This is a genomic window from Rheinheimera baltica DSM 14885, from assembly GCF_000425345.1.
In the GTDB taxonomy this organism is placed as follows: domain Bacteria; phylum Pseudomonadota; class Gammaproteobacteria; order Enterobacterales; family Alteromonadaceae; genus Alishewanella; species Alishewanella baltica.
Map to the genome: position 1 here is coordinate 105,792 of NZ_AUDG01000007.1, position 25,352 is coordinate 131,143.

General features: G+C 44.2%; 25 protein-coding genes and 7 tRNA genes. 11 read left to right on the top strand and 21 right to left on the bottom strand.

Annotated elements, in window-relative coordinates; genetic code table 11:
- The first annotated feature begins 316 nt into the window (after positions 1 to 316).
- Together H595_RS0104625 and H595_RS0104630 are read left to right on the top strand one after the other, a co-directional pair.
- Positions 317 to 2,368 (top strand): hypothetical protein, encoded by a 2,052-nt coding sequence (locus H595_RS0104625; protein ID WP_240474829.1) that lies wholly within the window; start codon positions 317 to 319, stop codon positions 2,366 to 2,368.
- A 127-nt stretch (positions 2,369 to 2,495) separates the two neighbouring features.
- Complete coding sequence (locus H595_RS0104630) at positions 2,496 to 3,254, top strand: pseudouridine synthase (RefSeq protein WP_027670150.1); 759 nt, start codon at positions 2,496 to 2,498, stop codon at positions 3,252 to 3,254.
- A gap of 121 nt (positions 3,255 to 3,375) precedes the next feature.
- On the opposite strand, the gene H595_RS0104635 is transcribed toward H595_RS0104630, so the two are convergent.
- The 9 genes from H595_RS0104635 to H595_RS0104675 form a co-directional block, all read right to left on the bottom strand.
- Positions 3,376 to 3,451 (bottom strand) — tRNA-Gly (locus H595_RS0104635).
- Positions 3,452 to 3,482: 31 nt separating this feature from the next.
- A tRNA-Leu gene (locus H595_RS0104640) sits at positions 3,483 to 3,569 on the bottom strand.
- Positions 3,570 to 3,611: 42 nt separating this feature from the next.
- Positions 3,612 to 3,685, bottom strand: a tRNA-Cys gene (locus tag H595_RS0104645).
- A 29-nt stretch (positions 3,686 to 3,714) separates the two neighbouring features.
- Positions 3,715 to 3,790, bottom strand: a tRNA-Gly gene (locus tag H595_RS0104650).
- Positions 3,791 to 3,925: 135 nt separating this feature from the next.
- Positions 3,926 to 4,480 (bottom strand): CDP-diacylglycerol--glycerol-3-phosphate 3-phosphatidyltransferase, encoded by a 555-nt coding sequence (gene pgsA / locus H595_RS0104655; protein WP_027670151.1) that lies wholly within the window; start codon positions 4,478 to 4,480, stop codon positions 3,926 to 3,928.
- Positions 4,481 to 4,513: 33 nt separating this feature from the next.
- Positions 4,514 to 6,331, bottom strand: coding sequence for an excinuclease ABC subunit UvrC (gene uvrC / locus H595_RS0104660; RefSeq protein ID WP_027670152.1), 1,818 nt, complete (start codon positions 6,329 to 6,331; stop codon positions 4,514 to 4,516).
- On the bottom strand, positions 6,331 to 6,975 hold the full coding sequence (gene uvrY / locus H595_RS0104665; RefSeq protein ID WP_027670153.1) for a UvrY/SirA/GacA family response regulator transcription factor: 645 nt from the start codon (positions 6,973 to 6,975) through the stop codon (positions 6,331 to 6,333). Before uvrY ends, uvrC begins: the two co-directional genes overlap by 1 nt.
- A gap of 208 nt (positions 6,976 to 7,183) precedes the next feature.
- A tRNA-Ser gene (locus tag H595_RS0104670) sits at positions 7,184 to 7,274 on the bottom strand.
- A gap of 184 nt (positions 7,275 to 7,458) precedes the next feature.
- Positions 7,459 to 7,549: transfer RNA gene (locus H595_RS0104675), tRNA-Ser, on the bottom strand.
- A 162-nt stretch (positions 7,550 to 7,711) separates the two neighbouring features.
- On the opposite strand from H595_RS0104675, the gene H595_RS0104680 reads away from it, so the two are divergent.
- The 5 genes from H595_RS0104680 to H595_RS0104700 all read left to right on the top strand — a co-directional run bounded on the left by H595_RS0104680 (position 7,712) and on the right by H595_RS0104700 (position 9,767).
- Positions 7,712 to 8,380, top strand: coding sequence for a Bax inhibitor-1/YccA family protein (locus H595_RS0104680; protein WP_027670154.1), 669 nt, complete (start codon positions 7,712 to 7,714; stop codon positions 8,378 to 8,380).
- A 74-nt stretch (positions 8,381 to 8,454) separates the two neighbouring features.
- A complete protein-coding gene (tusD, locus tag H595_RS0104685) occupies positions 8,455 to 8,817 on the top strand; it encodes a sulfurtransferase complex subunit TusD (RefSeq protein ID WP_027670155.1) in 363 nt (120 codons plus the stop codon).
- A complete protein-coding gene (gene tusC / locus H595_RS0104690; RefSeq protein WP_027670156.1) occupies positions 8,817 to 9,173 on the top strand; it encodes a sulfurtransferase complex subunit TusC in 357 nt (118 codons plus the stop codon). The genes tusD and tusC overlap by 1 nt, the downstream gene beginning before the upstream one ends.
- Before the next feature lies 1 nt (position 9,174).
- Positions 9,175 to 9,444: a DsrH/TusB family sulfur metabolism protein gene (locus tag H595_RS0104695; RefSeq protein ID WP_027670157.1), complete on the top strand. Its 270-nt coding sequence runs from the start codon at positions 9,175 to 9,177 to the stop codon at positions 9,442 to 9,444.
- Complete coding sequence (locus H595_RS0104700) at positions 9,432 to 9,767, top strand: TusE/DsrC/DsvC family sulfur relay protein (RefSeq protein ID WP_084153467.1); 336 nt, start codon at positions 9,432 to 9,434, stop codon at positions 9,765 to 9,767. Before H595_RS0104695 ends, H595_RS0104700 begins: the two co-directional genes overlap by 13 nt.
- An 11-nt stretch (positions 9,768 to 9,778) precedes the next feature.
- Here the strand turns inward: H595_RS0104700 and H595_RS24095 are convergent, their stop codons facing one another.
- From H595_RS24095 to lrp, 7 genes are all read right to left on the bottom strand, one after another.
- Positions 9,779 to 9,928 (bottom strand): hypothetical protein, encoded by a 150-nt coding sequence (locus H595_RS24095; protein WP_156885922.1) that lies wholly within the window; start codon positions 9,926 to 9,928, stop codon positions 9,779 to 9,781.
- Positions 9,929 to 10,002: 74 nt separating this feature from the next.
- Positions 10,003 to 11,292 (bottom strand): serine--tRNA ligase, encoded by a 1,290-nt coding sequence (gene serS, locus H595_RS0104710; protein WP_027670159.1) that lies wholly within the window; start codon positions 11,290 to 11,292, stop codon positions 10,003 to 10,005.
- Between the two features lie 5 nt (positions 11,293 to 11,297).
- A complete protein-coding gene (gene crcB, locus H595_RS0104715) occupies positions 11,298 to 11,672 on the bottom strand; it encodes a fluoride efflux transporter CrcB (protein ID WP_027670160.1) in 375 nt (124 codons plus the stop codon).
- Positions 11,666 to 13,012, bottom strand: a complete 1,347-nt coding sequence (locus tag H595_RS0104720; RefSeq protein ID WP_027670161.1) for a replication-associated recombination protein A — start codon at positions 13,010 to 13,012, stop codon at positions 11,666 to 11,668. Before H595_RS0104720 ends, crcB begins: the two co-directional genes overlap by 7 nt.
- A 4-nt stretch (positions 13,013 to 13,016) precedes the next feature.
- Entirely contained in the window at positions 13,017 to 13,628 is a 612-nt protein-coding gene (gene lolA / locus H595_RS0104725; RefSeq protein ID WP_027670162.1) for an outer membrane lipoprotein periplasmic chaperone LolA, read from the bottom strand.
- A complete protein-coding gene (locus H595_RS0104730) occupies positions 13,629 to 16,112 on the bottom strand; it encodes a DNA translocase FtsK (protein ID WP_027670163.1) in 2,484 nt (827 codons plus the stop codon).
- A 119-nt stretch (positions 16,113 to 16,231) separates the two neighbouring features.
- Positions 16,232 to 16,720 (bottom strand): leucine-responsive transcriptional regulator Lrp, encoded by a 489-nt coding sequence (gene lrp / locus H595_RS0104735; protein ID WP_027670164.1) that lies wholly within the window; start codon positions 16,718 to 16,720, stop codon positions 16,232 to 16,234.
- Positions 16,721 to 16,868: 148 nt separating this feature from the next.
- On the opposite strand from lrp, the gene ald reads away from it, so the two are divergent.
- Complete coding sequence (gene ald / locus H595_RS0104740; protein WP_027670165.1) at positions 16,869 to 17,987, top strand: alanine dehydrogenase; 1,119 nt, start codon at positions 16,869 to 16,871, stop codon at positions 17,985 to 17,987.
- A 310-nt stretch (positions 17,988 to 18,297) separates the two neighbouring features.
- Positions 18,298 to 18,507 (top strand): transcription antiterminator/RNA stability regulator CspE, encoded by a 210-nt coding sequence (gene cspE, locus H595_RS0104745; RefSeq protein WP_027670166.1) that lies wholly within the window; start codon positions 18,298 to 18,300, stop codon positions 18,505 to 18,507.
- 98 nt (positions 18,508 to 18,605) lie between these two features.
- On the opposite strand, the gene H595_RS0104750 is transcribed toward cspE, so the two are convergent.
- The 4 genes from H595_RS0104750 to H595_RS0104765 all read right to left on the bottom strand — a co-directional run bounded on the left by H595_RS0104750 (position 18,606) and on the right by H595_RS0104765 (position 21,789).
- Positions 18,606 to 18,851: a DUF2960 domain-containing protein gene (locus H595_RS0104750; protein WP_027670167.1), complete on the bottom strand. Its 246-nt coding sequence runs from the start codon at positions 18,849 to 18,851 to the stop codon at positions 18,606 to 18,608.
- The gene (locus tag H595_RS0104755) at positions 18,835 to 19,710 is read right to left on the bottom strand and encodes an EamA family transporter (RefSeq protein WP_027670168.1); all 876 of its coding nucleotides are present in this window, start codon (positions 19,708 to 19,710) and stop codon (positions 18,835 to 18,837) included. The genes H595_RS0104750 and H595_RS0104755 overlap by 17 nt, the downstream gene beginning before the upstream one ends.
- Complete coding sequence (locus tag H595_RS0104760; RefSeq protein ID WP_027670169.1) at positions 19,707 to 20,831, bottom strand: 1-acyl-sn-glycerol-3-phosphate acyltransferase; 1,125 nt, start codon at positions 20,829 to 20,831, stop codon at positions 19,707 to 19,709. Before H595_RS0104760 ends, H595_RS0104755 begins: the two co-directional genes overlap by 4 nt.
- Positions 20,832 to 20,907: 76 nt before the next feature.
- Positions 20,908 to 21,789, bottom strand: coding sequence for an EamA family transporter (locus tag H595_RS0104765; RefSeq protein ID WP_338109691.1), 882 nt, complete (start codon positions 21,787 to 21,789; stop codon positions 20,908 to 20,910).
- A gap of 201 nt (positions 21,790 to 21,990) precedes the next feature.
- Between H595_RS0104765 and H595_RS0104770 the strand changes: the two genes are divergently transcribed.
- Positions 21,991 to 22,067, top strand: a tRNA-Pro gene (locus H595_RS0104770).
- Positions 22,068 to 22,777: 710 nt separating this feature from the next.
- Positions 22,778 to 24,004, top strand: a complete 1,227-nt coding sequence (locus H595_RS0104775; RefSeq protein ID WP_084153469.1) for a trypsin-like serine protease — start codon at positions 22,778 to 22,780, stop codon at positions 24,002 to 24,004.
- A gap of 129 nt (positions 24,005 to 24,133) precedes the next feature.
- Here H595_RS0104775 and prpF read toward each other — a convergent pair whose 3' ends face one another.
- Positions 24,134 to 25,321, bottom strand: coding sequence for a 2-methylaconitate cis-trans isomerase PrpF (prpF, locus tag H595_RS0104780; RefSeq protein ID WP_027670172.1), 1,188 nt, complete (start codon positions 25,319 to 25,321; stop codon positions 24,134 to 24,136).
- Positions 25,322 to 25,352: the final 31 nt, after the last annotated feature.

Here is a 25,352-nt window from a genome sequence, read left to right on the forward strand (position 1 = left end):
CTACCATGTCGTTAACGCACGTTTATATCATAGATTATTGTTATTACTTGCGTTGCTAAAATACTTTATTAAAAATTTTCCAGCTATTTTTCATACTCTTTTTTGGCTTAATGATAAACAACTACTACCTTTAACGCAGACTGTTTGTTTTTAATCGTTGCCAAAATGCGTTGTCTGAAACAGGAAGTAGCTAATGAATAATAGAATTAAACCTGATCATAACCCGCAAGATGAGGTTGTCTCCGTAAAGGCGGTGTTAAAAAAAAGCACAGCTACACCTTCAGCAACAACACCCTTGTTCGCCAGTGATCGCTATATGTATTTTACCGAACGAGATCTGAATAAAATACTGACGAATCTGGACGCACTAAGGGCAAGTGTCTTTCCTGTGTCGAACCCCGATAATGAAATTCAAAGTCGTAAACAACAGAACTTCCCCTCTGTATGCCTAATTGGTTTGGGTCGCTGCGGGTCTAACATTGCACTGGATGTCGCATCGCTGGTTTATAGCGCACGTAATTTTTATCTCAGTGAATTTAATAACGAAGAAAAACAAACCCGTGAGCAAGAATATCGTCCAATGCGATGGATAAAACGCAGTTTGCATTTGTCGAACTCACAAGCTGTAAAACCTGTTTTTTTGATTGAACCATTAGTTATGCTAGGCGACCTGGACAAAGACATTGAGGGCCGCATTCGTTTTTCACACAAGGGTGAGAAAAGTGGCTTTTTGCATGATTACACAAAAATGAAAATCATGGATTTATCTGAAGTGCATGCAGGTGGCGCCGGTAATGCGCCGATTCTGGGTCAATATCTGGCCAAAATCATTTTGAACAAAGATACACAGCGCTTTGCTAACCCCGATTGGAAATTTATACACTCTTATTTGATTGATTCCTGTGGCATAAAAGCTAATCAGTCCAGACTATACTTTTACATTTTTAGTGCCGGTGGCGGCACGGGCTCCGGCATGGCATCAGAGTTTGGCTTAGCGCAACAGTATGCGTATATGAGTAAAACTTTTGATACTCGCATGCTGGCTGAAGATGAAGAAAACCGCGGTCATTCCTTTGTTTTTGAACCCATATTTACCAGTGGTATTTGTATTTTGCCTAATATATCCGACCATGGTGTTGAGATGTCCGAGGCGCTGCATATCAACGCAGGACGGTTACTGTGCAAATACCTGGCCGAAGAATGGGACTTTTCTTACAACTTTGATAATGAAGATAGCAGTGAATCCAGCGTGATGCATCGCATCCGGCCCTGGAATGCCATGATGCTGATATCCAACGACATTATGCGTTATGCAGAAGAAACCGATGACGGTGGCATTCAGCATATTGATGTCAATGCGATGGAGAAGTACGCTAACCAGTATATTTCACAGCAAATATTTAATATTTTAACTGCGCAAGCCGTTACCACCGATTATGACGAAAACTACTTTCGCCGTGCAGGTATTGATATTGGCGAGACTATCAGGCTTGATGCTAACGACTTGTTTATGAGCCTCGCAGGCCCGGTTGCAGTTGCGTACGCTGAATCGGTGATTCCCGCGGATAGTAGTCTGGCAGATAAAAAAGCCGGTACATCATTAAATATTGATGATTTATTTTTTCGCTCAATAGATTTGCCTCACTTTAACAAGGTTACTCAAGCCATAGAAGGCATTAGTTTACTGCCGATAGAATCGGGGCGATATCGTGAAACCCTAGCCAGCTATGTTAAGAACGGCTATAACGCAACAGAATTAAAGGATCTGCATTTTTTTAAAAACTGTTCTTCCGTCGTGTCTATTGTTTCGCTGCCCAAAGACTATAAATTGTCTTACATGGATTTAAACCGTCTAAAATCGCATCTTAATTCACTGTTTCCCAATACGACATTAAAACGTTATGCCTTGGTAATTGGCGCTTCTGCGAATATTTCTTTAACCACGTTAATTGTTAAAAGCCCATGTTTAAGCGATGATTTTCTAACACTCATTGTCGCCTTTATTAAACGCTGCTTTGCCAAAGACAACTACCGCTTTGATGAGCAGCTAGATAAAGCTATGTTAGAGTTTATCCGCTCTGACGACTTTGACGAAGCCGCTGTAGACACCATGTTAAATGAGTTTGAAAATCCAGCGAAAATTCTCGATACCAACTGGTACGCTATCAAACCCATGTATGAAAAAAAATACCGTGAACTTATCCATAACAAAGACAAGTTTGTCTCTATAAACGATATTCGTTTAAGCCGGGATAGTGTCAAAAAGGCCATTAAGTATCTGCGTGAAATATACCGGCATAAAATCAGCAAAACTAAAGTCATTTCGCTGAATCCGGCAGGAAGCACCAGCACTTCATCAAAAGACTAAATATATGTATTTTTGACAGCACAATTGGCTTAGCTGTTCTAAGCCAATTGCTTTATCTGGTAGCGAAAAAGCCCTCGAAGCCCTACACTATCGCCATTATTGACACTGAAGGGAATAGATCCACGTTATGTCTGATGCGACCTTGTACCGGTTAAATAAGTTTATCAGTGATACAGGCTTTTGCTCGCGCCGTGAGGCCGACAAATTTATTGAGAAGGGTCAAGTAACCGTCAACGGTGTTATTGCACCGGTTGGGTTGAAAGTGACGGAACAAGATCAGGTATTAATTGACGGAAAACCGTTAAAAGCTAAACCCACCCGGGTATATTTGGCCTATAACAAACCAGTCGGTATTACCTGCACCACAGAGCGCCATATTCATGGCAACATTATTGATGCGGTTCGTTATCCTGAACGGATTTTTCCCATTGGCCGGTTAGACAAGCCCTCAGAAGGTTTGATTTTTCTAACCAACGACGGCGATATCGTCAATAAAATTTTGCGTGCTGGCAACGCACATGAGAAAGAATACGTTGTTACGGTAAATAAACCCATTACAGAGCGTTTTATACAACAAATGAGCCGTGGCGTGCCTATTCTTGATACTGTCACCCTGCCCTGCACAGTACTGCAGCGTTCTAAACAAAGTTTTACGATTACGCTAACCCAAGGGCTTAACCGTCAAATCCGACGGATGTGTGAGCATCTTGGGTATGAAGTACAAAGCTTAAAACGTACGCGCATTATGCATATTCGTGTAGCCGGGTTGAAACCTGGTAGCTGGCGTTTGTTAGATCCAATTGAAATACGCATGCTGGAGCAACAATTACTCACTTCAACTAAAACCGCTGATAGTGGAGATGAAATTAACAGCTTTGAAGACTAGCGTGGTTTAAAGGACTAATCGACACAGTCTGCGGTGAATACCGTTACTGTGTCGGGCTAAATATTATAAATCGCACTAATGCTAAACGAAAAACGCAGCCATAAGGCTGAGTTTTCTAATTTGGAGCGAGTAACGAGGTTCGAACTCGTGACCTCGACCTTGGCAAGGTCGCGCTCTACCAGCTGAGCTATACTCGCATAAATCTGGTAATTTACTCATTAAGAGTAATGGTGCCCGGGGCCGGACTTGAACCGGCACGCCCTTTCGAGCGAGGGATTTTAAATCCCTTGTGTCTACCGATTTCACCACCCGGGCAGACAACTTTTTACTACTTTAACCTAACAACGCATTGTGTGATGGAGGCGGGTCCCGGAGTCGAACCGAGGTGGACGGATTTGCAATCCGCTGCATGGCCACTCTGCCAACCCGCCATTCAAACAATTTTACTCTTTGAAAGAGTTGGAGCGAGTAACGAGGTTCGAACTCGTGACCTCGACCTTGGCAAGGTCGCGCTCTACCAGCTGAGCTATACTCGCGTTGTTATGGCCATGTGCCTTAACACGTGACGCATTCTACTGTTTTAATTCAGCCAGTCAATAATAAATTTTTGCTTTTATGACTGACTGATTAAAATTTGACTGAGTTGCGCTAATAATCAACAAAAACATCGCCTAGTGCACCAAATCTCGCCAGGCGGCACGCAAATAACTGTACATTGACCATAGTGTTAGCACGGTTGCAATGTATAACAACAGCATACCTGCAGGGGTAAACCAGCTTACAAACCAATGTTCGGGCCGCCAAATTAGTCCAATTAATGCCAGCATTTGTGCAATAGTCTTATATTTACCCAGATTTGATACTGCCACATTCGCGCGTTTCCCTAGCTCTGCCATCCATTCACGCAGCGCCGAAATGACAATTTCGCGACTTATCATAATAATGGCAGGTACCGTTACCCATAACGATAAACTATCAACGGCAATTAATACTAGGGCTACCGCCACCATGACTTTATCAGCCACAGGATCTAAAAAAGCACCAAAAGGCGTAGACTGCTGCAGCTTACGCGCCAGATAACCATCTAATGCATCTGTAATTGCTGCAAGCCAGAAGACAAAAGCGGCCCAAAATCGTGCATTCTCAACACCTGAGTAAAAACACACTATAAAAACCGGGATTAAAAACAGTCGGAACAGGGTTAACAGATTGGGAATATTCCACATCTTATTATTCTCTACAGCATCCATGTCGCTATGCTACTTGTTATGGCAGGCTTGGTAAATCTTTTCCGCCTGAGCCTTTGAAATACCCGGTACAGAGCTAAGTTCTGTAATGGATGCTCTCATTACGCCTTGCAGCCCACCCAAATATTGTAATAATGCTTGCCGGCGTTTTTCACCAATACCTTTCACTTGCTCAAGTGGGCTAATAACGAACGCCTTACCACGCTTGTTTCGATGACCGGTTATCGCAAAGCGATGTGCTTCGTCACGAATTTGTTGAATTAAATGTAGTGCTGGTGCATCTTCAGCTAAGTGAATACTGCGTCCGCTTTTGGCTAAAATCAACGTCTCCAAACCTGGCTTTCTGCTCGTGCCTTTAGCGACTCCAACCAAAATGGGATGTTTCTCGTGTGGCCAGTCTAAAAATTGCTCAATGGCAATGTTCAGCTGCCCTTGTCCACCATCAATAAAAATAATATCAGGTATTTTGTCGGTATCCTGCACTTTGCCGTAGCGTTTATTCAGGGCAAACGCCATAGCTGCATAGTCGTCACCTCCAGTAATACCGGTAACGTTATAACGCCGATATTCTGCTTTAAACGGTCCCTGGCCGTCAAACACGACACAAGAAGCAATTGTTGCCTGCCCCATGGTATGGCTTATGTCGAAGCATTCCATACGATTAATAGCGTGATCAAGCTGTAGCACCTGCTGCAATTGCTGATACCGCAATGCTGTTTTTTGTGCCTGCGATTGCTTATTATCACAAGATAGCTGGGCATTTTTCAGTGCAAGGCTAAGATATTTTGCCTTTTCACCTCGCTGGGCATAGGTAATACGAACTTTACGGCCAGCAATTTCGCTAATCGCTGCAGCAACAACATCTCCATCGGATAATGGATGCGACAATACAATTTCGCGTGGCATTTGCTGAGTACCATAACCATCTAGATAAAACTGCAATATAAACGCAGTAAGAATTTCATCTTCTTCAGTATCAGCAGGCACTTTAGGAAAATACGCCTTACTGCCAAGGATTTTTTTATCACGGACAAAAAGTGCATGTACCGCAGCGACTCCATGTGAAAACACAAAGCCTATAACATCCATTTCGTCATGATCGCCACTGACGCTTTGCTGCTCCTGAACTTTTCGCAGCGCAATGATTTTATCCCGTAATTGCGCTGCTTGTTCAAACTGCAATTCTTCACTAGCCCGATTCATATCCTGCACCAGGTTATCTATCACCTGCTGATCTTTCCCAAGTAGAAATAAGCTTGCTAGTTTTACTTGCTGCTGATAGGCCTCATCAGTAATTTTGCCAACACAGGGCGCCGAACACAGCTTCAATTGATACTGCAGGCAAGGACGTGTTCTGGCGCGATAAAACCCGTCTTCACACTGGCGGATTGGAAAAATCTTCTGTAGCGTTTTTAAACTTTGCCAAACAGCCCCAGCGTTTGGATAGGGACCAAAGTACTGCCCCGCTGCTTTACGTGGCCCACGGTGTGAGCTAATTCTTGGATGTTTATGATCAGTTATTAAAATATAAGGATAGGATTTATCATCCCGAAGCAACACGTTGTAACGTGGCATAAATTGTTTGATAAGGTTATTTTCGAGGATAAGTGCTTCTGTTTCGCTGTGAGTCAAGGTGTATTCAACTTGCGCTATCTGGCTAACCAAGGATCGGGTTTTAACACTGTCGACGGTACGACGAAAATAACTACTTAACCTGTTGCGTAGGTCTTTAGCCTTGCCAACATAAATAACCTGCTCAGCGGCATTTACCATGCGGTAAACACCAGGCTGATGCGGTACAGTGGTTAAAAAGGTTTTGGAATCGAACATCAGGCTTTTGCGATGTCAATCATACCGTGTCGCAATGCCAAATGCGTTAGTTCGACATCACCACTAATAGCAAGCTTCTCAAACATACGATAACGATATGAATTAACCGTTTTCGCACTAACATTTAATTGATCCGCGATATCCGTAACTTTTTGTCCCTGCGTAATCATCATCATAATTTGCAGTTCACGGTCAGATAAATCATCAAAAGGGTTTTGACTAAGGTTATTTACCTTACTCAAGGCCATTTTTTGCGCAACTTCGTCAGAAATATGTCTCACACCGGTGTAAACTTTGCGAATGGCTGACACCATTTCACGTGGCGGTGAGTTTTTAGAAATAAAACCTGCAGCGCCTAACTGCATAACTTTGGTTGGCACAGGCTCTTCACACGACACTGATAAAGCCAAAACTTTAATGTCTGGACAATAATGCAGTATACGCTTCGTCGCTGTCATGCCTCCCATACCTGGCATATTCATATCCATCAACACAACATCAGGTTCGTGTTGACGGCAAAATTGTAGTGCTTCTTCACCTGAGCCAGCTTCGCCAATCACCTTGATACCGCGCTCATCCATTAGAATGCGACTGATCCCAGTACGTACAAGCTCATGATCATCAACTAACAAGACGTTAATCAATTTAGCCTCTCCGCTTCACTGGATATTAGAATTATTATAATTGGTTAGCATAGCTGAGCAGAAACACTTTTGCTAAACAATTTGAGTCGGAACTAGTGGTTTTGACCAGTTCATGCAAAGTGTGCCAGAAAAGTTAATAATTTTAAACAAATGGATTTATTTTTTGCTTCGGAAATGACAAGTAAATTATTTGAAGGTGAGGTGTAAGTGGCGGAGGGAGAGAGATTCGAACTCTCGGTGGGCTATTAACCCACGCCGGTTTTCAAGACCGGTGCATTAAACCGCTCTGCCATCCCTCCGCGTTACAGGGCGCATATTAAAAACTGCAGCCTGCTTTGTAAAGCGCTTTTTTGTTATTTTTGAGTGTTTGCTTAGTAAATCAACAACAAAGCCATAATTTAAACAATTAAAGTATGGATCCAACAGGCTATAAGCTAGTCAATTTTTTACAGGCACAAAAAAACCACCCTAGGGTGGCTTTAATGGCGGAGGGAGAGAGATTCGAACTCTCGGTGGGCTATTAACCCACGCCGGTTTTCAAGACCGGTGCATTAAACCGCTCTGCCATCCCTCCGGCGACGCGTATATTAATCACTTAGGTTGAGAAAAGAAAGCATTAAATGCAAAAAAATCTCACCGTCACCAAATTCTTACTTCAACCACTGGTCTAGTGTGAACTATCTGCGTATTATAATGTCAGTTATATTAATAAACCTTTGTATTAGGAGAACAATTAATGTCATACAGAGAAACAACAACGATCAGTACTGCCGGACGCAGTGTTGAAATTAATAAAGTACTTCGTAACACCTATTTTTTATTGGCAATGACATTGGCTTTCAGCGCAGTTACAGCCGGCGTTGCAATGGCGCTAAATATGTCGCCAATGATGTCTATCGTCTTTTTTGTTGCAGGCTTTATCATGCTCTTTGTTGTTAACAAAAAAGCGGATTCAGCCAGTGGTATTTTTTGGGTTTTCGCCTTTACTGGCGCATTAGGCGCCTCGTTAGGCCCGATGCTAAATTATTATGCAGGTTTGGCAAACGGACCTTCTTTAATAATGCAAGCATTAGGCGGTACAGCACTAATCTTCTTCAGTCTGTCGGCTTATGCGCTAACTACACGTAAAGATTTCTCTTTCATGGGTGGTTTTTTAACAGTAGGCCTTATTGTAGTTTTAGTTGCTGCACTGGCGAATATCTTCCTTAACATTCCGGCCCTTAGCCTGACTATCAGCGCTGCCATTATTCTTATTATGTCAGCACTAATCCTGTTTGATACCAGCCGTATTATCAACGGTGGCGAAACTAATTACATCCGCGCTACAGTGAGCCTTTATTTAAATGTCTTCAACATTTTTGTAAATCTGCTGCAACTACTAGGCGTTTTTGGTGGTGATGATTAATAACGCTACTTTGCCTAGTGATGCTTATTAGTTAAAATGCCCCCACTGCGGGGCATTTTTTATTTGGGCGGCATATGACACGTTTTGGTTTATTAATCACTTCCAATAGCTTTGCCAGCCAAAGTCTGGCAAGTGCATTGTTATTTGCCAAAACAGCTGTTGAGCATGGCCACCAGATTGACCATATCTTTTTATACCAAGAAGCAGTTTACTCTGCTGCGGCAAATATTGATTTGCCCGCCGATGAGCCAGATATTAGCGCCACGTTAGCCAGTTTCTGTCATCAGCACTGCATTCCATTGCTGTTTTGTATTACAGCTGCTGAAAAACGTGGTGTTGTAAGTGATACTTTGCCGGCCCGTAAAGGCTATATCGCAGCAGGCTTGGCAGAGTTTGCAATGCGACAGACAAATATAGATAAATTGGTACAATTTTAATGTGTAATTTACTGGTATTGCTGCGTTACAGCCCTTTTAACAATGCCCAAGGACGTGAAGCACTTGATCTTATATTAGCACTCGCTGCGGTCGATCATAACGTCAGTGTGCTATTTAGCGGCGATGCCGTATTCCAGCTACTACCAACCAAGGACCAGCCTGATTTTGCGTTAAAAGCGTACCCGCGCAGTTTTAAATTGTTTGAACTATACGATATTGACCAGGTGTATGTCTGCGAGCAATCATTGCGTGAGCGAGGCATTAAACAAAATCAACTAGTCACAGCCGCAAGGCCAGTGTCTGCAAATGACATCACTGTGTTAATGGCGGAACAACATCAGGTAATTAGCAGCTAAAATGAAACTCATTAGCATAATTTCACCAACAATTAATCTGGCCAACCTTGCTCAAGTTTGTGCAGTCACTGACGCAATCTTACTTCGACAAGATGCGGTATATTTGTGTCTACGCAACGACATCAGCTGGCCAACAACCCAACGCTATGCATTAGACAGCGATATATACGTTAGACATGTTTTAGTACCAGAAGATATTGTCGTAGTAACGGCAAAGCAGTGGCTCGAATTAACCATCAATGCTAAGCAAAACCTGTTATGGCAGAATTAATGATTGATAATGCAAATCTAGTGCTGGATAAACATGGTTATCTTGCTAATTTAACAGACTGGAACATACAAGTTGCCGAGCACTTTGCGTTATTAGAGCAAATTAACCTAACCGACGCTCATTGGGAAGTCGTGCATTTTGTTCGTGATTTTTATCTCGAATTTAATACATCACCGGCAATGCGTATTTTGGTAAAAGCTATGGCACAAAAGTTGGGGGCGGAAAAAGGCAACAGTAAATATTTGTTTCAACTATTTCCACAAGGCCCAGCAAAGCAAGCTACACGAATTGCCGGCTTACCTAAGCCAGCAAAGTGCTTATAACGGAAAAAGTGCTACGTTGTGCTGCTGCGCATAATACCGACTATACCCTCCAGCGTAACAATAACAAAAACAGCAATAATGCCGATAACGATGGCCCAATAAATACTGCGCATTAACGGTGGATTGGTTTGCTTTATGCTTCTTTTACGCTTTGGTGCCATATGCTCACTCCGCATATACTCTACCTCAGTATAAGCAAAGCTATAGCCTGAGATAGAGTAGATATTTACACCACTTAACCTATACGAGCAACGCCACCCATATAGCTACGTAGCACCTGAGGTACTTCAATACTGCCATCTGCTTGTTGGTAGTTCTCTAATATTGCAACCAACGTACGCCCCACCGCTAAAGCAGAACCGTTTAAGGTATGGATCAACTCCGGCTTTTTCATATCAGTGCTGCGGTATCTCGCCTGCATACGTCGAGCTTGGAAATCGCCCATGTTACTGCAAGAAGAAATTTCACGATATGTATTCTGAGCTGGCAACCACACTTCAAGATCGAAGGTTTTGCTCGAACCAAAGCCCATATCTCCAGTACATAACAGCATGACCCGATAAGGTAAGCCTAATAACTGCAGCACTTTCTCTGCGTGACCGGTAAGCTTTTCCAGCGCTTGCATAGAATGCTCAGGCTGCACCAGCTGTACCAACTCTACCTTGTCAAACTGATGCTGGCGAATGAGTCCCCGGGTATCGCGACCATAAGAACCTGCTTCACTGCGAAAACATGGCGTGTGGGCGGTATATTTCACTGGAAGCTCAGACGCATCAAATATGGTATCCCGCGCCAAATTAGTTACGGGGACTTCTGCTGTGGGGATCAGGGCCATGCCCTGTCCTTCTTCCGTCGCCGGTTGTGTATGGAACAAGTCTGCGCCAAATTTGGGTAACTGGCCTGTGCCGTAAAGACTGGTATGATTTACAAGATAAGGTACATACAACTCAGTGTAACCATGTTCAGTGCTATGTAAATCCAGCATAAACTGTGTTAAAGCACGATGTAACCTAGCGATTTTGCCGCGCATCACGACAAAACGTGAACCTGCAATTTTTACTGCACTCTCGAAATCCAGGCCTTTATCTAACGCCTCACCCAATGCGACGTGATCTTTAACCTCAAATTCAAACTGGCGAGGCTCACCAAAACGGCGAACTTCAACATTTTCATTTTCATCTTTACCCAAAGGCACTGAGCTGTCTGCCAGGTTAGGCACAGTCAATGCAATTTGTTCAACCTCGGCTAGAACGGCGTCCAGCTGATGTTTCGCTGCATCTAATTGTGCCCCCAAGCCATCAACCTCAGCCAGTAACGGAGTAATATCTTCCCCGCGTCCTTTAGCCTGGCCTATTGCTTTGGACTTAGTTTTACGCTGATTTTGCAACTCCTGCGTTGCAACTTGCAACTGACGGCGCTGCTCTTCCAACGCCGTTAAGCGTGAAACATCCAAAGTAAAACCACGCTGTGCCAAACGCGCGGCAGTTTCAGTTAATTCATTACGCAAAAATTTCGGATCTAACATAGTATTTACTTCATTGAACCCAGTTTAAGCCCTAACCAGGCAAGCGTTAAACATAACAACACATTTAATAATACGTTGGCGATTGCTTTAAGCCAGTCGCCTTGCTGTAACAGCAAGACAGTATCCAGCGAAAAAGTTGAAAACGTGGTGAAAGCGCCGATTAAACCAATAGTAACCAACGCTCGCCAGGGAGATACGGCTAGTACACCATTACTTAGCAGCGCATACAACAACCCCAGAACAAATGAGCCGAGAATATTAACCACCAACGTTCCAAAAGGGAATGCTTTACCAAAAACATTCAATGCCAACTCATTAGTGGCATAGCGTAAACACGCCCCTACTGCACCACCAATGGCAACAGCAACATAGGTCAACATTTTTTATCTCTTTGCTGCACACTATCCTGATCTAACTGTTTTAAATAGCGCAATTTCTCAGCAAGCTGCTTCTCCATACCTCGCTCTACCGGTTGGTAAAACTGTTGGTCAGCCAGCTCAGCGGGTAAATAACGTTCTCCTGCAGCATAAGCGCCGGGTTCATCGTGCGCATAACGATATCCCTCGCCAAAGCCTAGCTGCTTCATTAATGACGTTGGTGCATTACGTAAATGCAGCGGCACTTCGTATGCCGGGTGTTCTGCTACTATTTTTTTTATATGATTAAACGCACTGTATACCGCATTACTTTTCGGTGCCAATGCCAGATACACTGCCGCTTGCGCTATGGCTCGCTCGCCCTCAGCTGGGCCAACACGTTCAAACGTGTCCCAGGCATTAAGCGCTAACGTCAACGCGCGAGGGTCAGCATTACCTATATCCTCACTAGCAATAGCGAGTAAGCGCCTGGCTACATATAGCGGATCGCCGCCACCGGCTAAAATTCGACAGTACCAATATAACGCCGCATCGGGATCAGAACCTCGCACCGACTTATGAAATGCAGAAATAAGGTCGTAAAACATATCCCCCTGGTTATCAAACCCGGGTAGCTGTTTAGGTACCAGATGCTTTAAAATCGCAAAATCAATCTGTTTAACATTATCGACAATACCGGCAAGCTCAACGGCCTGCTCAAGCAAATTAAGCAATTTACGCGCGTCACCTGCTGCCAACTGCAACAGTAACTGCTGTGCATCGGGCACAATAGTAAGATCGACATTACCCAGCCCACGCTCTTTATCAGTTATAGCTTGCGTCAGTACTAGCTGTAAATCTTCATCAGCAAGCGGTTTAAGTACACACACCCTGGCCCGTGACAAAATTGCATTATTTAGCGCAAAAGACGGGTTTTCGGTGGTTGCACCAATAAAAATAATAGTGCCATCTTCAATGAAGGGTAAAAACGCATCCTGTTGGCTTTTATTAAAGCGATGTACTTCATCAACAAATAACAAGGTGCGCTGCTGATATTGCTGCTGTCGCTGCTGTGCTTGTGTTATGGCGTCACGGATTTCTTTTATGCCACAGGTGACAGCAGATAGCTTAATGATTGATGCATCAGCTTGTTTAGCAATCACCTCTGCTAGTGTCGTTTTACCGGTACCCGGGGGTCCCCAAAGAATTAGTGAAAATACCCGTCCGTCAGTAATGGCTTTTCTAAGCGCCGTGCCATCACCAACTAAATGTTGCTGGCCTGCATACTCAGCCAACGTTCTGGGTCGCATTCGTGCTGCCAACGGGCGAAAGTCATCAGCAAAATCTAACGGTAAAGAATTCACTCTGTTATCTCTGTCGCTGGTCATCGATATCGGTGAACTCTGGCGGCACAAACTTAAACAGACTGTCATCTATTTCATTATTTAATTGTACCAGGGTAAAATTGAACTCACTAAGCTGTTGGTTTATGTCCAGCACCTGCATGCGAGATAAGGCACCGGCCGAAAAACTCAAGGTAAGTTGCTGCACTGCGCTGGTATTATCTTTTGATGCAATAACAAACTGTTCGCCCTGTTCAGAAACAACATATTGCTGCCACAATTGTGGATCCGTTGATGTTAACAGCACAAAAGGCGTACGATTAACCTCGGTTGCGGCATCAAAAATCGTCAGCTGTTCTAACAATTCATTATAAAACCACAATGTTTCGCCATCACCAATAAAGACGTTAGGTTCAGGCTCAGTTGTTTCAAAACGGAATTTTGCCGGCTGCTTAAGCACCAACTGACCTTTGCCCTGTTGTAACAATTGCCGCTGAGCATCAAACACCTGCTGCTCAAAACTGGCAGAAAAAGTATTAATTGTTGCCAATTTACGCTGCAATGTCTGTTCGGCTGTTTGTGCCGACGCCAGACCTGATAAAAACATTAGCCCTACTGTAAAATACCGACGTAGCATTTAATATCCTTTTGGTGGCGCTGCCGCCATCACTTCTCGGTTACCATTATGGCCTGGCCCAGTAACAATGCCGCTGTGCTCCATTTGTTCAACTAAACGCGCGGCACGGTTATAGCCAATACGGAATTTACGCTGTACACCCGATACTGATGCACGACGCGTTTCTGTTACAAAGGCAACGGCTTGATCGTATAACGGATCAGCTTCTCCATCATCACCTTCCAAAGTTTCGCCAGGTAGTAGATTCTCTTCCGTGGTTTCCCCGGTTAATATCTCAGGTATATAATTAGGCCGGCCGCGCTTTTTCCAATCTGCCACCACCGCATGCACTTCATGATCGTCAACAAAAGCACCGTGTACGCGGTTTGGAACGCCTGAACCCGGCGGTAAATAAAGCATATCACCCTGCCCCAACAGACTTTCCGCGCCTTGCTGATCCAAAATGGTACGAGAATCAATTTTTGACGATACCTGAAACGCAATACGGGTAGGAATATTGGCTTTAATTAAGCCAGTGATGACATCGACCGACGGCCTTTGTGTCGCCAGGATTAAGTGAATTCCTGCGGCCCTTGCCTTTTGTGCAATTCGGGCAATCAGCTCTTCTACTTTTTTACCAACAATCATCATCATGTCAGCAAACTCATCAATCACCACGACAATTGAAGGCAATTTCTCTAACAGGGGTTGTTCGGTACGCATATCATCTGATGGCCGCCATAACGGATCTTTTAACGGCATGCCCTCAGCAATCGCTTCTTTTACTTTAACGTTGTAGCCTTTAAGATTGCGCACCCCAAGCGCCGACATTAATTTATAACGCCGTTCCATCTCACCAACACACCAACGCAGACCATTCGCGGCATCTTTCATGTCAGTTACAACTTCGGTGAGTAAGTGTGGGATCCCCTCATAAATTGACAACTCAAGCATTTTAGGGTCGATCATTAAAAAGCGAACATCATCAGGAGTTGATTTATATAACAAACTACAAATCATTACGTTAACCCCAACCGACTTACCCGAACCTGTGGTACCCGCGACCAATAAATGCGGCATTTTAGCCAAATCAGCCACCACAGATTTACCGGCAATGTCTTTGCCCAATACCATTGTAAGTGGCGATTTGGATTGTTCAAAAATTTCGTCGCCAATAACCTCTGACAACCGAACAATCTCACGATGCTGGTTCGGTAATTCCAAACCGATAAAAGATTTCCCCGGAATCACCTCAACCACACGCACGCTTATTGCCGACAAAGAACGCGCTAAATCTTTCGATAAACCGGTAATTTTACTTACCTTAACGCCCGGCGCTAAATCTAACTCAAACCGCGTGACTACCGGGCCGGGATGAACCCCTACCACGTTTGCTTCAACGTTAAAATCTAATAGTTTTGCTTCTACTAAACGAGACACCCGTTCTAAGTCTGCTGGGTCAATCGGGTTTTCGGCTTTATCCGGGCGATCTAGCAGCGCTAAAGACGGCAGTTCTTCTAATTGATGCGACACTTCTTCGCCGTCGTCTTCTTCGTCAGTAATTTCAGAGATCATAGGCTCGTAAGCAACATCTGCCGGTAAATCCAGTTGCTGTAATGTCTCACCAAAATACGCTGTTTCGGTTTCGTCAATAGCGCTAAATGACAAGTTCTCGTCTGCCAGTGTATCGACACTATAAAACGCTTTAGCATCGCGTTTAACATCCAAAGGCGTAATAGGCAGGGGCTCAACAGCAGGTTTTGACAATTGAGGTGTTTTTTTGTTGCTTGTCAGCGCAGGTGTTGGCTCAGCAGTAAAATTAGCTTCTTCCTGCTGATCATCAATATGCCCTGCGGTATTTTCTTCGGCAAAGGGGTCGTAATCATCTTTGGCGCGCTCGCGTAGACGTTGCGGCAAAGACATCACAAACTGCATTGCGGTAAAACAAGCCGCTCCTATCGCATCTGCCACAGTAAACCAGGATATACCTGTCAAAAATGTTAGTCCGGTAGCAAAACCGGATAACAGTAATAAAATAGTGCCTATAAAGTTAAAATACGGCAGCATGGCACCACTCACTACATCACCAATAACGCCACCCGACGAAAAATAAAATATATCGTTAAAATTCAAACTACTAATGGCTGTTGAAGTGATAAGCGTCAACACCAAACCTATAACGCGTAACCCTAAAATAAGATAATCAAGACTAAGTAAATCATGAAAGCGTTTAAATAAAAGATAACCGGTAATGGCTACTAACAAAGGCACTAAATAGGCAATCCAACCAAAACAAAACAACAGTAAATCAGCCAACCAGGCACCAATAGGCCCCGCATAATTATGGGTACTGGTTTGATAACCCGTTTGTGACCAGCTTGGATCTGCCGGGTCAAATGACAACAATGCCAGCAACAAAAATACACTAAGGCTGGAAAACACAATCAATCCAACTTCCAGCAACCGCTGCACACCGTTTAACGGAAAATACACTCTGTTTTGCAAATGCAAGGCCCTACCTATTGTCTTTATTTTTTATTCAAGCGCACCAAGGTTTAGTACTGCAGGCTAAGATACCAGAGACACTATAAAAGTGCATCCGTGAAGCGTGGCTGAACCCGTATTTAACTACTGATTGCAACAAAGGTAGTTTGCTTGACTTCTTCCATAACCACATAAGTACGGCTTTCCCGGACGCTGGGTAACCGAAGTAAGGTTTCACCAAGCAACTCACGATACGCTGCCATATTGGCTACCCTGGTTTTAAGTAAAAAATCAAAACTACCCGATACCAGATGGCACTCCTGAATTTGCTCCAGCTTTTCTACTGCTTTGCTAAATTCATCAAAATCTTCAGGGGAGGTTTTACTTAGCGTAATCTCTACAAACACCAAAAGCGCCGCCCCAACTTTTTGCGGATCAACCTGTGCGGTGTAGCCTAATATCACCCCTTCAGCTTCCAGTTTACGCACGCGTTCAAGACATGGCGTAGGACTGAGCCCGACCCTGCGGGCAAGTTCAACATTAGCTAATCGACCGTCACGTTGTAATTCTAACAATATTTTGCGGTCAATACGGTCTAACTTCTTGATACTTTTACTTAAAGAATACATAGCAGTTTAAAAATTTGCTTTTTAAATTTAAACAGAATTAAACACTACAAGATATCTATAAAACAAGCATTAATTCTATATAATTAGCAGTATACTGCGCATAAATGTTACCTCAGCCAACAATTACCTCAATATAGGGCATAAAACGATGATCATTGGCGTACCAAAAGAAATTAAAAACCACGAATACCGTGTTGGCATGACTCCAGCTAGCGTTCGTGAGCTGATAAATCATAAACATAGCGTACTGGTAGAAACCAATGCGGGTATGGGTATTGGTTTTACTGATGAAGACTATACTTCTGCCGGTGCTACAGTTTTAGCAACCGCAGCAGACGTATTTGCTCAGGCAGACATGATCGTTAAAGTAAAAGAGCCTCAAGCTGTTGAGCGTGCCATGTTGCGGGAAGGTCAGGTGCTGTTCACGTATTTACACCTGGCACCTGATTTACCGCAAACAGAAGATTTGATTAAATCAAAAGCCATTTGTATAGCGTATGAAACCGTTACCGACAATCGCGGTGGTTTACCACTACTTGCGCCAATGTCTGAAGTTGCCGGCCGTATGTCAATTCAAGCAGGCGCAAGGGCACTAGAGAAATCTTGTGCCGGCCGCGGCATGTTATTAGGTGGCGTACCGGGTGTAGCACCAGCAAAAGTTGTAGTTATCGGTGGTGGCATGGTGGGTACTAACGCCGCGCAAATGGCACTGGGTTTAGGAGCTGATGTTACGGTTCTGGATCGTAGTGTAGACGTATTGCGCCGCATCAACGCCCAATTTAACGGCGCGGTTAAAGCCATTTACTCTACTGCGGATGCGTTAGAGCAAGAAGTACTGGCAGCTGACTTAGTTATCGGTGGTGTATTAGTGCCGGGTGCAGCTGCGCCTAAACTGGTGACTAAAGACCATATTAAACGCATGAAGCCGGGTTCAGCTATTGTCGACGTTGCTATCGACCAGGGTGGATGTGTTGAAACATCAAAACCGACTACCCATGCTGACCCAACTTATATTGTCGACGAAGTAGTGCATTACTGCGTAGCTAACATGCCAGGCGCGGTGCCACGTACTTCTACCTTTGCATTAAACAACGCTACCCTGCCATTTATTATTCGTTTGGCTAATAAAGGTTACAAGCAAGCATTGTTAGATGATGTTCATCTGATGAATGGCCTGAACGTTATAAACGGCATGGTAACAAATGAAAGTGTGGCTGAAGCTTTAGGTTTCGCCTTTATTGCGCCGCAAACCGCATTAAATGCTTAATGCTCAATAATTAAGCAACAAGTCAAAAAGGCCGGATCTCCGGCCTTTTTTATTTTTTACGCTTTTTTATTGCCTAACAACGGTTTATTTGTGTTTTGCTATATACATTCCGTCCAGACCTGTTATAGTGCGTCTCGGCCTGTAAAGCAGACCTATGTAACAAAATGTTTATGAAAACTTCGCTACACAGCTTCATTGTAAGTCATGTCCTGAAGATTCACGCACGTTTGGCCGCATAAGTAAGGTAACAGTCAGGCTAAAAGCGCAATTAAGCGTCAATTAGTTTTATTTAAATTTTTAGGAGTCATTCATGGCTAAAGTAACTGGTGTAGTTAAGTGGTTCAACGCTGATAAAGGTTTCGGTTTCATTACTCAAGATAACGGCGGCGCTGACGCATTCGTTCACTTCCGTGCGATCCAGACTGAAGGCTACAAAACCTTAAACGAAGGTCAACGTGTAGCGTTCGAAATCGAACAAGGCCAAAAAGGCCCACAAGCTGCTAACGTTACAGTTCTGTAATTTAAGCACTTGCTAAAAAAAGGACACTTAAGTGTCCTTTTTTATTGCCTGCGATTTAATACAGCAAATTAGCCAGAGGTAACGCTCCTGCTCTGCGTTTACTTTTCTTCCCGCACAAAGGCGATATCGGCAAAGCCCATGCGGGCAAATTCTTGTTGACGATAATTCTTCACCGCTGCACCGCGTTTAGCTGTCATTGCCACTTGTTGCTCCATGGCAAGAAAAGCAGCTAAATCTATGCCTTCTGCCGCGGCGACCGCCTCGTACATATCATGATGCTTGTCATAGCTAAAATTGATGACCTTACGCTGTTTTTTAAAAGTATAACTAACTTGTCTTGCCATCTTTTTCTCCAGAATCGTCAACTTGCCGCGGCGGTTGGCATAACCAGCAAGATATGACTAATAATAATGAACCCAGTGCAATGCTCAGTAAGTTTTCACTGCGATTCCACACAACAATATTAACTACTAAACCCGCAGGGATCAGCATATTGTTCATTACGGCCAACACGCCGCTGCTTACTTGCGTCGCCCCTTTATTCCACCAAAAATAACCACCGCCTGATGCCACCAGACCTAACCACAATAGCACGCCCCATTGCTCAGCAGTTGCCGGATACTTCGGCCCTCCAAGCCAAACCCAGGCCGGTAAAGCCACAATTAACGCACCAAGGTAAAACCAAGCAAATAATTGATGTTGCCTTACTGCTTTGGTGTGTTTTGACATTAATAATTTATAGCCCACCTGACCGACAGCAAAACACAGATTGGCGCCCTGAACTAGTGCGAAGCCAAGCCAATAGTCCTCAGTTAATCTGTGATAACGCATAATTGCAGCGGCCAGCACGGCAACTATTGCTGCCAACAAAAATTGATATTGGAAGCGGCGCTGCATCAGGTCATACAATAGGGTGATATAAACTGGCGTAAATATGGTGAAAATAAGCACTTCTGGCACGCTCAACAACAAAAAAGCCTGATAATAAAATAAATACATCAGCCCTAACTGCACAGCACCTAACGTCAGCAATTTGATTACTAAGGGCCAAGGCTGTGCCCTTAAGAACGGCAAAAACACGCAACATGCCAGCACAACGCGGATTAACACCGCTAAATAGGCATCAACCTGACCGGCCAGATAGACTCCAATCAAACTAAACGAGAACGCCCACAACAACGTTACGCCGACCAAATACCTCAATGCGATGCTTTCTCTAGCTGGAGCTGTTTAACTAAAGGCGCAGCATACAAATCACTCATCATGGATATCGCGTCTTTGGGCACCCCTTGCAACCGCTGCTGCCATTGCTCAGCCACTTTTTCATCAATGCTATTGTGTTGTTGCCCCGCTGCTAAATAATTTACCGGAAACAAGCGATATTGTTGCCAAATTTGTTTATCAATAGCCTGTGCCAATTGCTCTGGTTCTGATGGAGCCTGTTGCAGAGGTTGCGAAAAGGCAACATGAACACGGCCCTTATAGCCAACAATGCCTTTTATAATACTGTCGATATCTTCAAATTCAGCTTTTTGGTAGTTCCCTGCCACGCGTTTTTGCCACAGCTCTGTTATTTTACTTACATCACAGGGGTCGTATTCGTAAGATAGGCACACCGGCACAATATTCAGGCTTTGCATAAAACTGGCAAAATCTTCACCACGTTTTTTACCTTCCATGTAAAACATTTTCAGAATTGCCGGGTCAGTTACATCATTGCCATCTTTCGCCCGTCCTTCTTTTTGTGCAATCCAAATAGACTGACACTGCTCCAGCGAATGTTTAATATACCCCGACAATTGTGAAAAATTTTTAAGCATTTCACGCGGGCCTTTCGCGCCCCGCTTTACAATAAAACTTTTATTCAGTTTCATCAGCTCAGTCGCGCAAGCTTTTCGCAGCAAGTTATCGCCGATAGCAATACGTACAGTATCAAAGCCATTGTGGTGCAAGCACCAGTTAACCAATGCTGGGTCCATGGCAATGTCTCGATGGTTAGATATAAATAAATAGGCTTTACCCGGTGTTAAATGCTCAAGACCCGATACCGTCACTTTATTGGTGGTTTTATCGATCATCCGGTCCATAAAACCAGCAACTTGTCGTTGTACCGCCTGAACAGTTTTAATCTTTGACCAGCGCCTTGTAAGGGCAAACTTAATAAATGGCGATAACAGCCAGCCAAAACGGCCGGATAAATGCGGAAAGCGATAATGCAAAATCGCCTTGATGAACTCATCGTCGGCAATTAAGCGTGCAATTGCCGGAGCCACTTCATTATCGTTATAAGGCCGAATGTCGGCGTATATATCTATATCAGACACAAGTTTCACTGTATGGGTAAAGGCAAAGAGCGGTCATTTTACTGAGTTAGCGAAAATTCTCCAGCTCTGTATGTAATTAAGCCCACATTACCGCTATTGCTGCCAACACAATCAACAACAAACCCCAATGATCTGTTTTTTGTAATTTTTCTTTAAAAATAAAGGCCGAAATCAGTAACATGAACAACACTTCAACCTGGCCTAAAGTTTTTACCAAGGCTACCGACTCCAGGCTCATTGCCGTAAACCAGCCAATCGAGCCTACACAACTGCAAACGCTAACCAACAGAGTTAACTTTGGTCGCTGCCAAAGAGCAACCAGTGTTGCACGGTCTTTTATACTTAACCACAGCACTAGCAAAACGGTTTGCAGCATAATAACCAGTATGAGCACCCAGGCCGCCCCATGCGGAAAAGGCAAGCCAAGTACCAAACTCGCTTGACGCACCCACAGTGAGGTTAACGCAAACGCCAAACCACTTGCCAACCCCAATAATAACACCGGCCAAGAAAAGGTTTTTATGCTGGCCCCACTAAGTAAGAACACAGCCACTGCGCCAAGCGCGACACCACACCAACCAAGTAAACTTAGTGTTTCGCTAAATAACAATACACCTAGTATTGCGGCTAATATCGCCTCACTTTTCACCAAGCCGGCTCCGATGGCATAGTTTTTTAACTTAAATAGCCTAACCATTAGGGCCGTTGCCAGTATTTGCGCCAAGGCTGCCGCGACAATAAAACAAACAAAAGTCAGGTTAAACGTTGGCAGTTCAACAGGTTGCCAATGATACAATTGCCATAAATACAATGCAGCTAAAGGCGACGCCCAAATAAAACGGGCCAGCGTGACACCCGTCACACTGACATCTTTGCTAAGTTGTTTTTGAAACGCATTTCGCCAAGCCTGCATAAAGGCTGCTAGCAAGGTAAAGGGGATCCACAGCACGTCAAACACTCACGGAAATATAAGAATTCCATATTAACAAAGGTAAAGACGTATAGATAGCCAGCCGATGGTAGCAATAAGATATCTATAGTGGGTACTTTGAAACGTAACAGCTTTGTCAATCAGCACAAATGCAACTGGTGAAAATTACCGCAGTCAGCGAATAGAGCATTGCTTTCTGACGGGGAATCATTATGATACGCCCTAAGTCGGTACGTAGCGCAGCTTGGTAGCGCACTTCGCTGGGGGTGAAGGGGTCGGAGGTTCGAATCCTCTCGTACCGACCAATAGTTTCAAAAAAGCTCGCGGCTGCGAGTTTTTTCATTTTTACGTTTTAATAACGTAAACTCATCTGGTAACGGTAAAATTTCCAGCCCTAGCTACCAACATCTATACACGTCTAAGTAAGGTTGCAACGCGACTTTGTGTCACATTTGTAATTACAACAGTGACACGTTAACCTAGCGACATAAAGCCTAGCGCTAACCTCTCACTTTCTAATTAATCATTAGCAAATCAGTGGGAGTAACATAAAAGTTGGCATTAAAAAGGTGCTACGTTATCAATGGTTAATATCGGTTTTTTCTGCCACAGTAACTTCACCATACTACTCGTTGGTCTGGCTTTAATTTGCCCACTTTCACAGGCTAATGTGCTTGAAATTCAAGAGTTAGTTTCGATCATTCATTGCCACGGCCAATAACGCTTCGTTTAATTACTTTTCGGAAAATCTTTGTGCCTTGCCTGTGGCATTGATCACTTTTCTCATACACAGTCTACATCTGCCGAATTGATTTAATGTGTCATGTTTATTTACACAATTTTAGGTAGTTATTCATTGAAACCCACCAAGCATATGATTAAAAAGTATATTTTATTCTGGTATGGCACTTGCTGTGTAACTTTAGCTTAAGTTGTCTTAGAAGCCCAACGCACTGAGAATTAGAACGTAGAGAATTTAAACGTCCAATAACAACCATTAGAAGAGATCATAATCATGTCTACAAGAAAAATATTTGCTTCAGCAGCAGTAACACTTGTAATTAGTATGAGTGCCGTGTTTTCTTCACATGCAAGCTTAATTGTAAGCGGTGGTAGTGATGCTTTCAGTTGGACCGCACGCAGTTTATTGACTGGTGCGGCAGAGGGTGGTACCGGCTCACCGTCAAATCTTTTGGGAAACTCGATTTATCATCCCTCATATCCCGCATATAGTGGCGTTGTAGGCATGTTGATGGATTATGGCGATGGTGGACGTTTTGTTTGTTCGGGCACCTTAATGAATGATCGCAGGTCAATTTTAACCGCTGCTCATTGCGTCTCTGGTGGTGCCGGCACAGCGAACCCCTTGTCGACAACTATCTCGTTCCAGCCTGACGGTGGCCTTTCACCTGATGAACGCATATATGCAACTCAGCCAGATGTGGTAAGAATTGAGGTTACCGACTACTTCGTTAATGAAAATTACTCCGGTGAAGTTATTGATCAAAACGACGTTGCCGTTCTTCGCTTAGCTGAAGAAGCTCCGGCGTGGGCTATCTCGCATGACATATATACCGAGGGTGATCTTACAGGACTAGATTTTAACGTGGCAGGCTATGGCTTAAGAGGCGACGGCAACGGCTTAAATAGCTTAAATAGAACTGGCTATTTACGTGAAGGTGACAACATGTATGACTTCGCGTGGGGCAATGAACTATTTAATGGTTTTTTTACAAATCGAGATACTGATGGTGAATTTGCTGGGCAAAACTTTTTTGGGTTTGCTGATGTTGAATTTTCATATTTGTCAGATTTCGATAACGGTTTAGCAATTAATGATACAGCGGGCAGAATCGCCAGTGCCCTTGGCTTAGGTGGCATATTTGACGATGTAGGCTTAGGTGATCGTGAAGTAGGCGTAGCTGGTGGAGACTCAGGCGGCCCTAATTTTATTAATGGTTTAATATCAGGTATTAACAGTTACGGATTAAGTTTTGGTACTAACTTTGGCGATATCGGCGGCGGCCTGAATTCTAGTTTTGGAGAATTCAGTGGGTATGTTCCTACTTTCATTCATGCTGATTTTATCCGTGCCGCTATGGTAAATGTGCCCGTGGTAGCAGTGTCAGAACCAAGCATGCTTGCCTTGATGAGCTTAGGCTTGTTTTCGATTGGTGCCTCTGCGCGCCGTCGCAAAACAGGTTCGTCCACACAGCGGTCTATCAATGGTGGTAAGAACTAAACTGAAACAGCGGTAGAATATTATCTGCTCCATGGTAAATATCTGAGTATTGTTATCTCGAATTAAGCTAAGTAAGGGCATTTTGCCCTTACTTAGGAGCAATACGGTGTTTGAACCCAATTGCAAAAACTAGAAACAATCACCTGGTACCCGAACAACACCTTCCATCAGTACACGCGCACTGCGGCTCATAATAGCTTTGGTTACTGTCCACTGCCCGTTTACCTTTGTTGCGGCTGCGCCTACCCGCAAAGTGCCGGATGGATGACCAAAGCTTACGGCTTCACGATCAACACCACCCGCGGCCAAATGTACTAAGGTGCCGGGTATGGCGGCTGCAGTGCCAATGGCCACCGCTGCTGTACCCATCATGGCGTGATGCAATTTACCCATCGACAGCGCCCGTACCAGTAAGTCTATATCCTTGGTATTTACCTGCTTACCACTTGACGATACATAGCTTTGCGGCGGTGCAACAAACGCAATTTTAGGCGTATGCGCGCGTTCGGCTGCTTCACTAATGTCGGTGATTAACCCCATTTTTACTGCACCATAGGCACGAATGGTTTCAAACCGGCTAAGTGCAGCGGCATCGCCATTAATCGCGTCTTGCAGTTCGGTACCGCTGTAGCCAATATCTGCAGCATTAACAAAAATGGTTGGGATACCCGCATTAATCAGCGTGGCTTTAAAGGTGCCTATGCCTGGCACTTCAAGCGAGTCTACCAGGTTACCGGTAGGAAATATGGCACCACCGCCCTCGCCTTCATCAGCGGCGGGGTCTAAAAACTCAATTTGCACTTCAGCGGCTGGGAAAGTAACGCCATCCAACTCAAACTCGCCGGTTTCCTGCACTTTGCCGTTAGTCATGGGTACATGGGCAATAATGGTTTTGATGATATTGGCCTGCCAGATGCGCACAGTACAAATACCGTTTTGCGGGATGCGATCTGGTGCCACTAAACCATTGCTGATAGCGAAAGATCCAACCGCTGCGGTTAAATTGCCGCAGTTGCCGCTCCAGTCGATAAAAGGTTTATCAATAGCAACCTGACCAAACAGGTAGTCAACGTCGTGTTCTGCTTTACTGCTTTTGCTTAAAATCACCGTTTTACTGGTGCTAGACGTAGCCCCGCCCATGCCGTCGGTGTGTTTACCGTAAGGGTCAGGGCTACCAATAACCCGTAGCAGCAGCATGTCACGGGCTTTACCCGGTGTTTGTGCTGCTTCGGGTAAGTCGTCCAGGTTAAAAAACACGCCCTTACTGGTGCCGCCACGCATGTAGGTGGCCGGGATTTTTATTTGTGGTGAGCTCATAGTGGTTACCCAATGAAGTCTATATATTTGT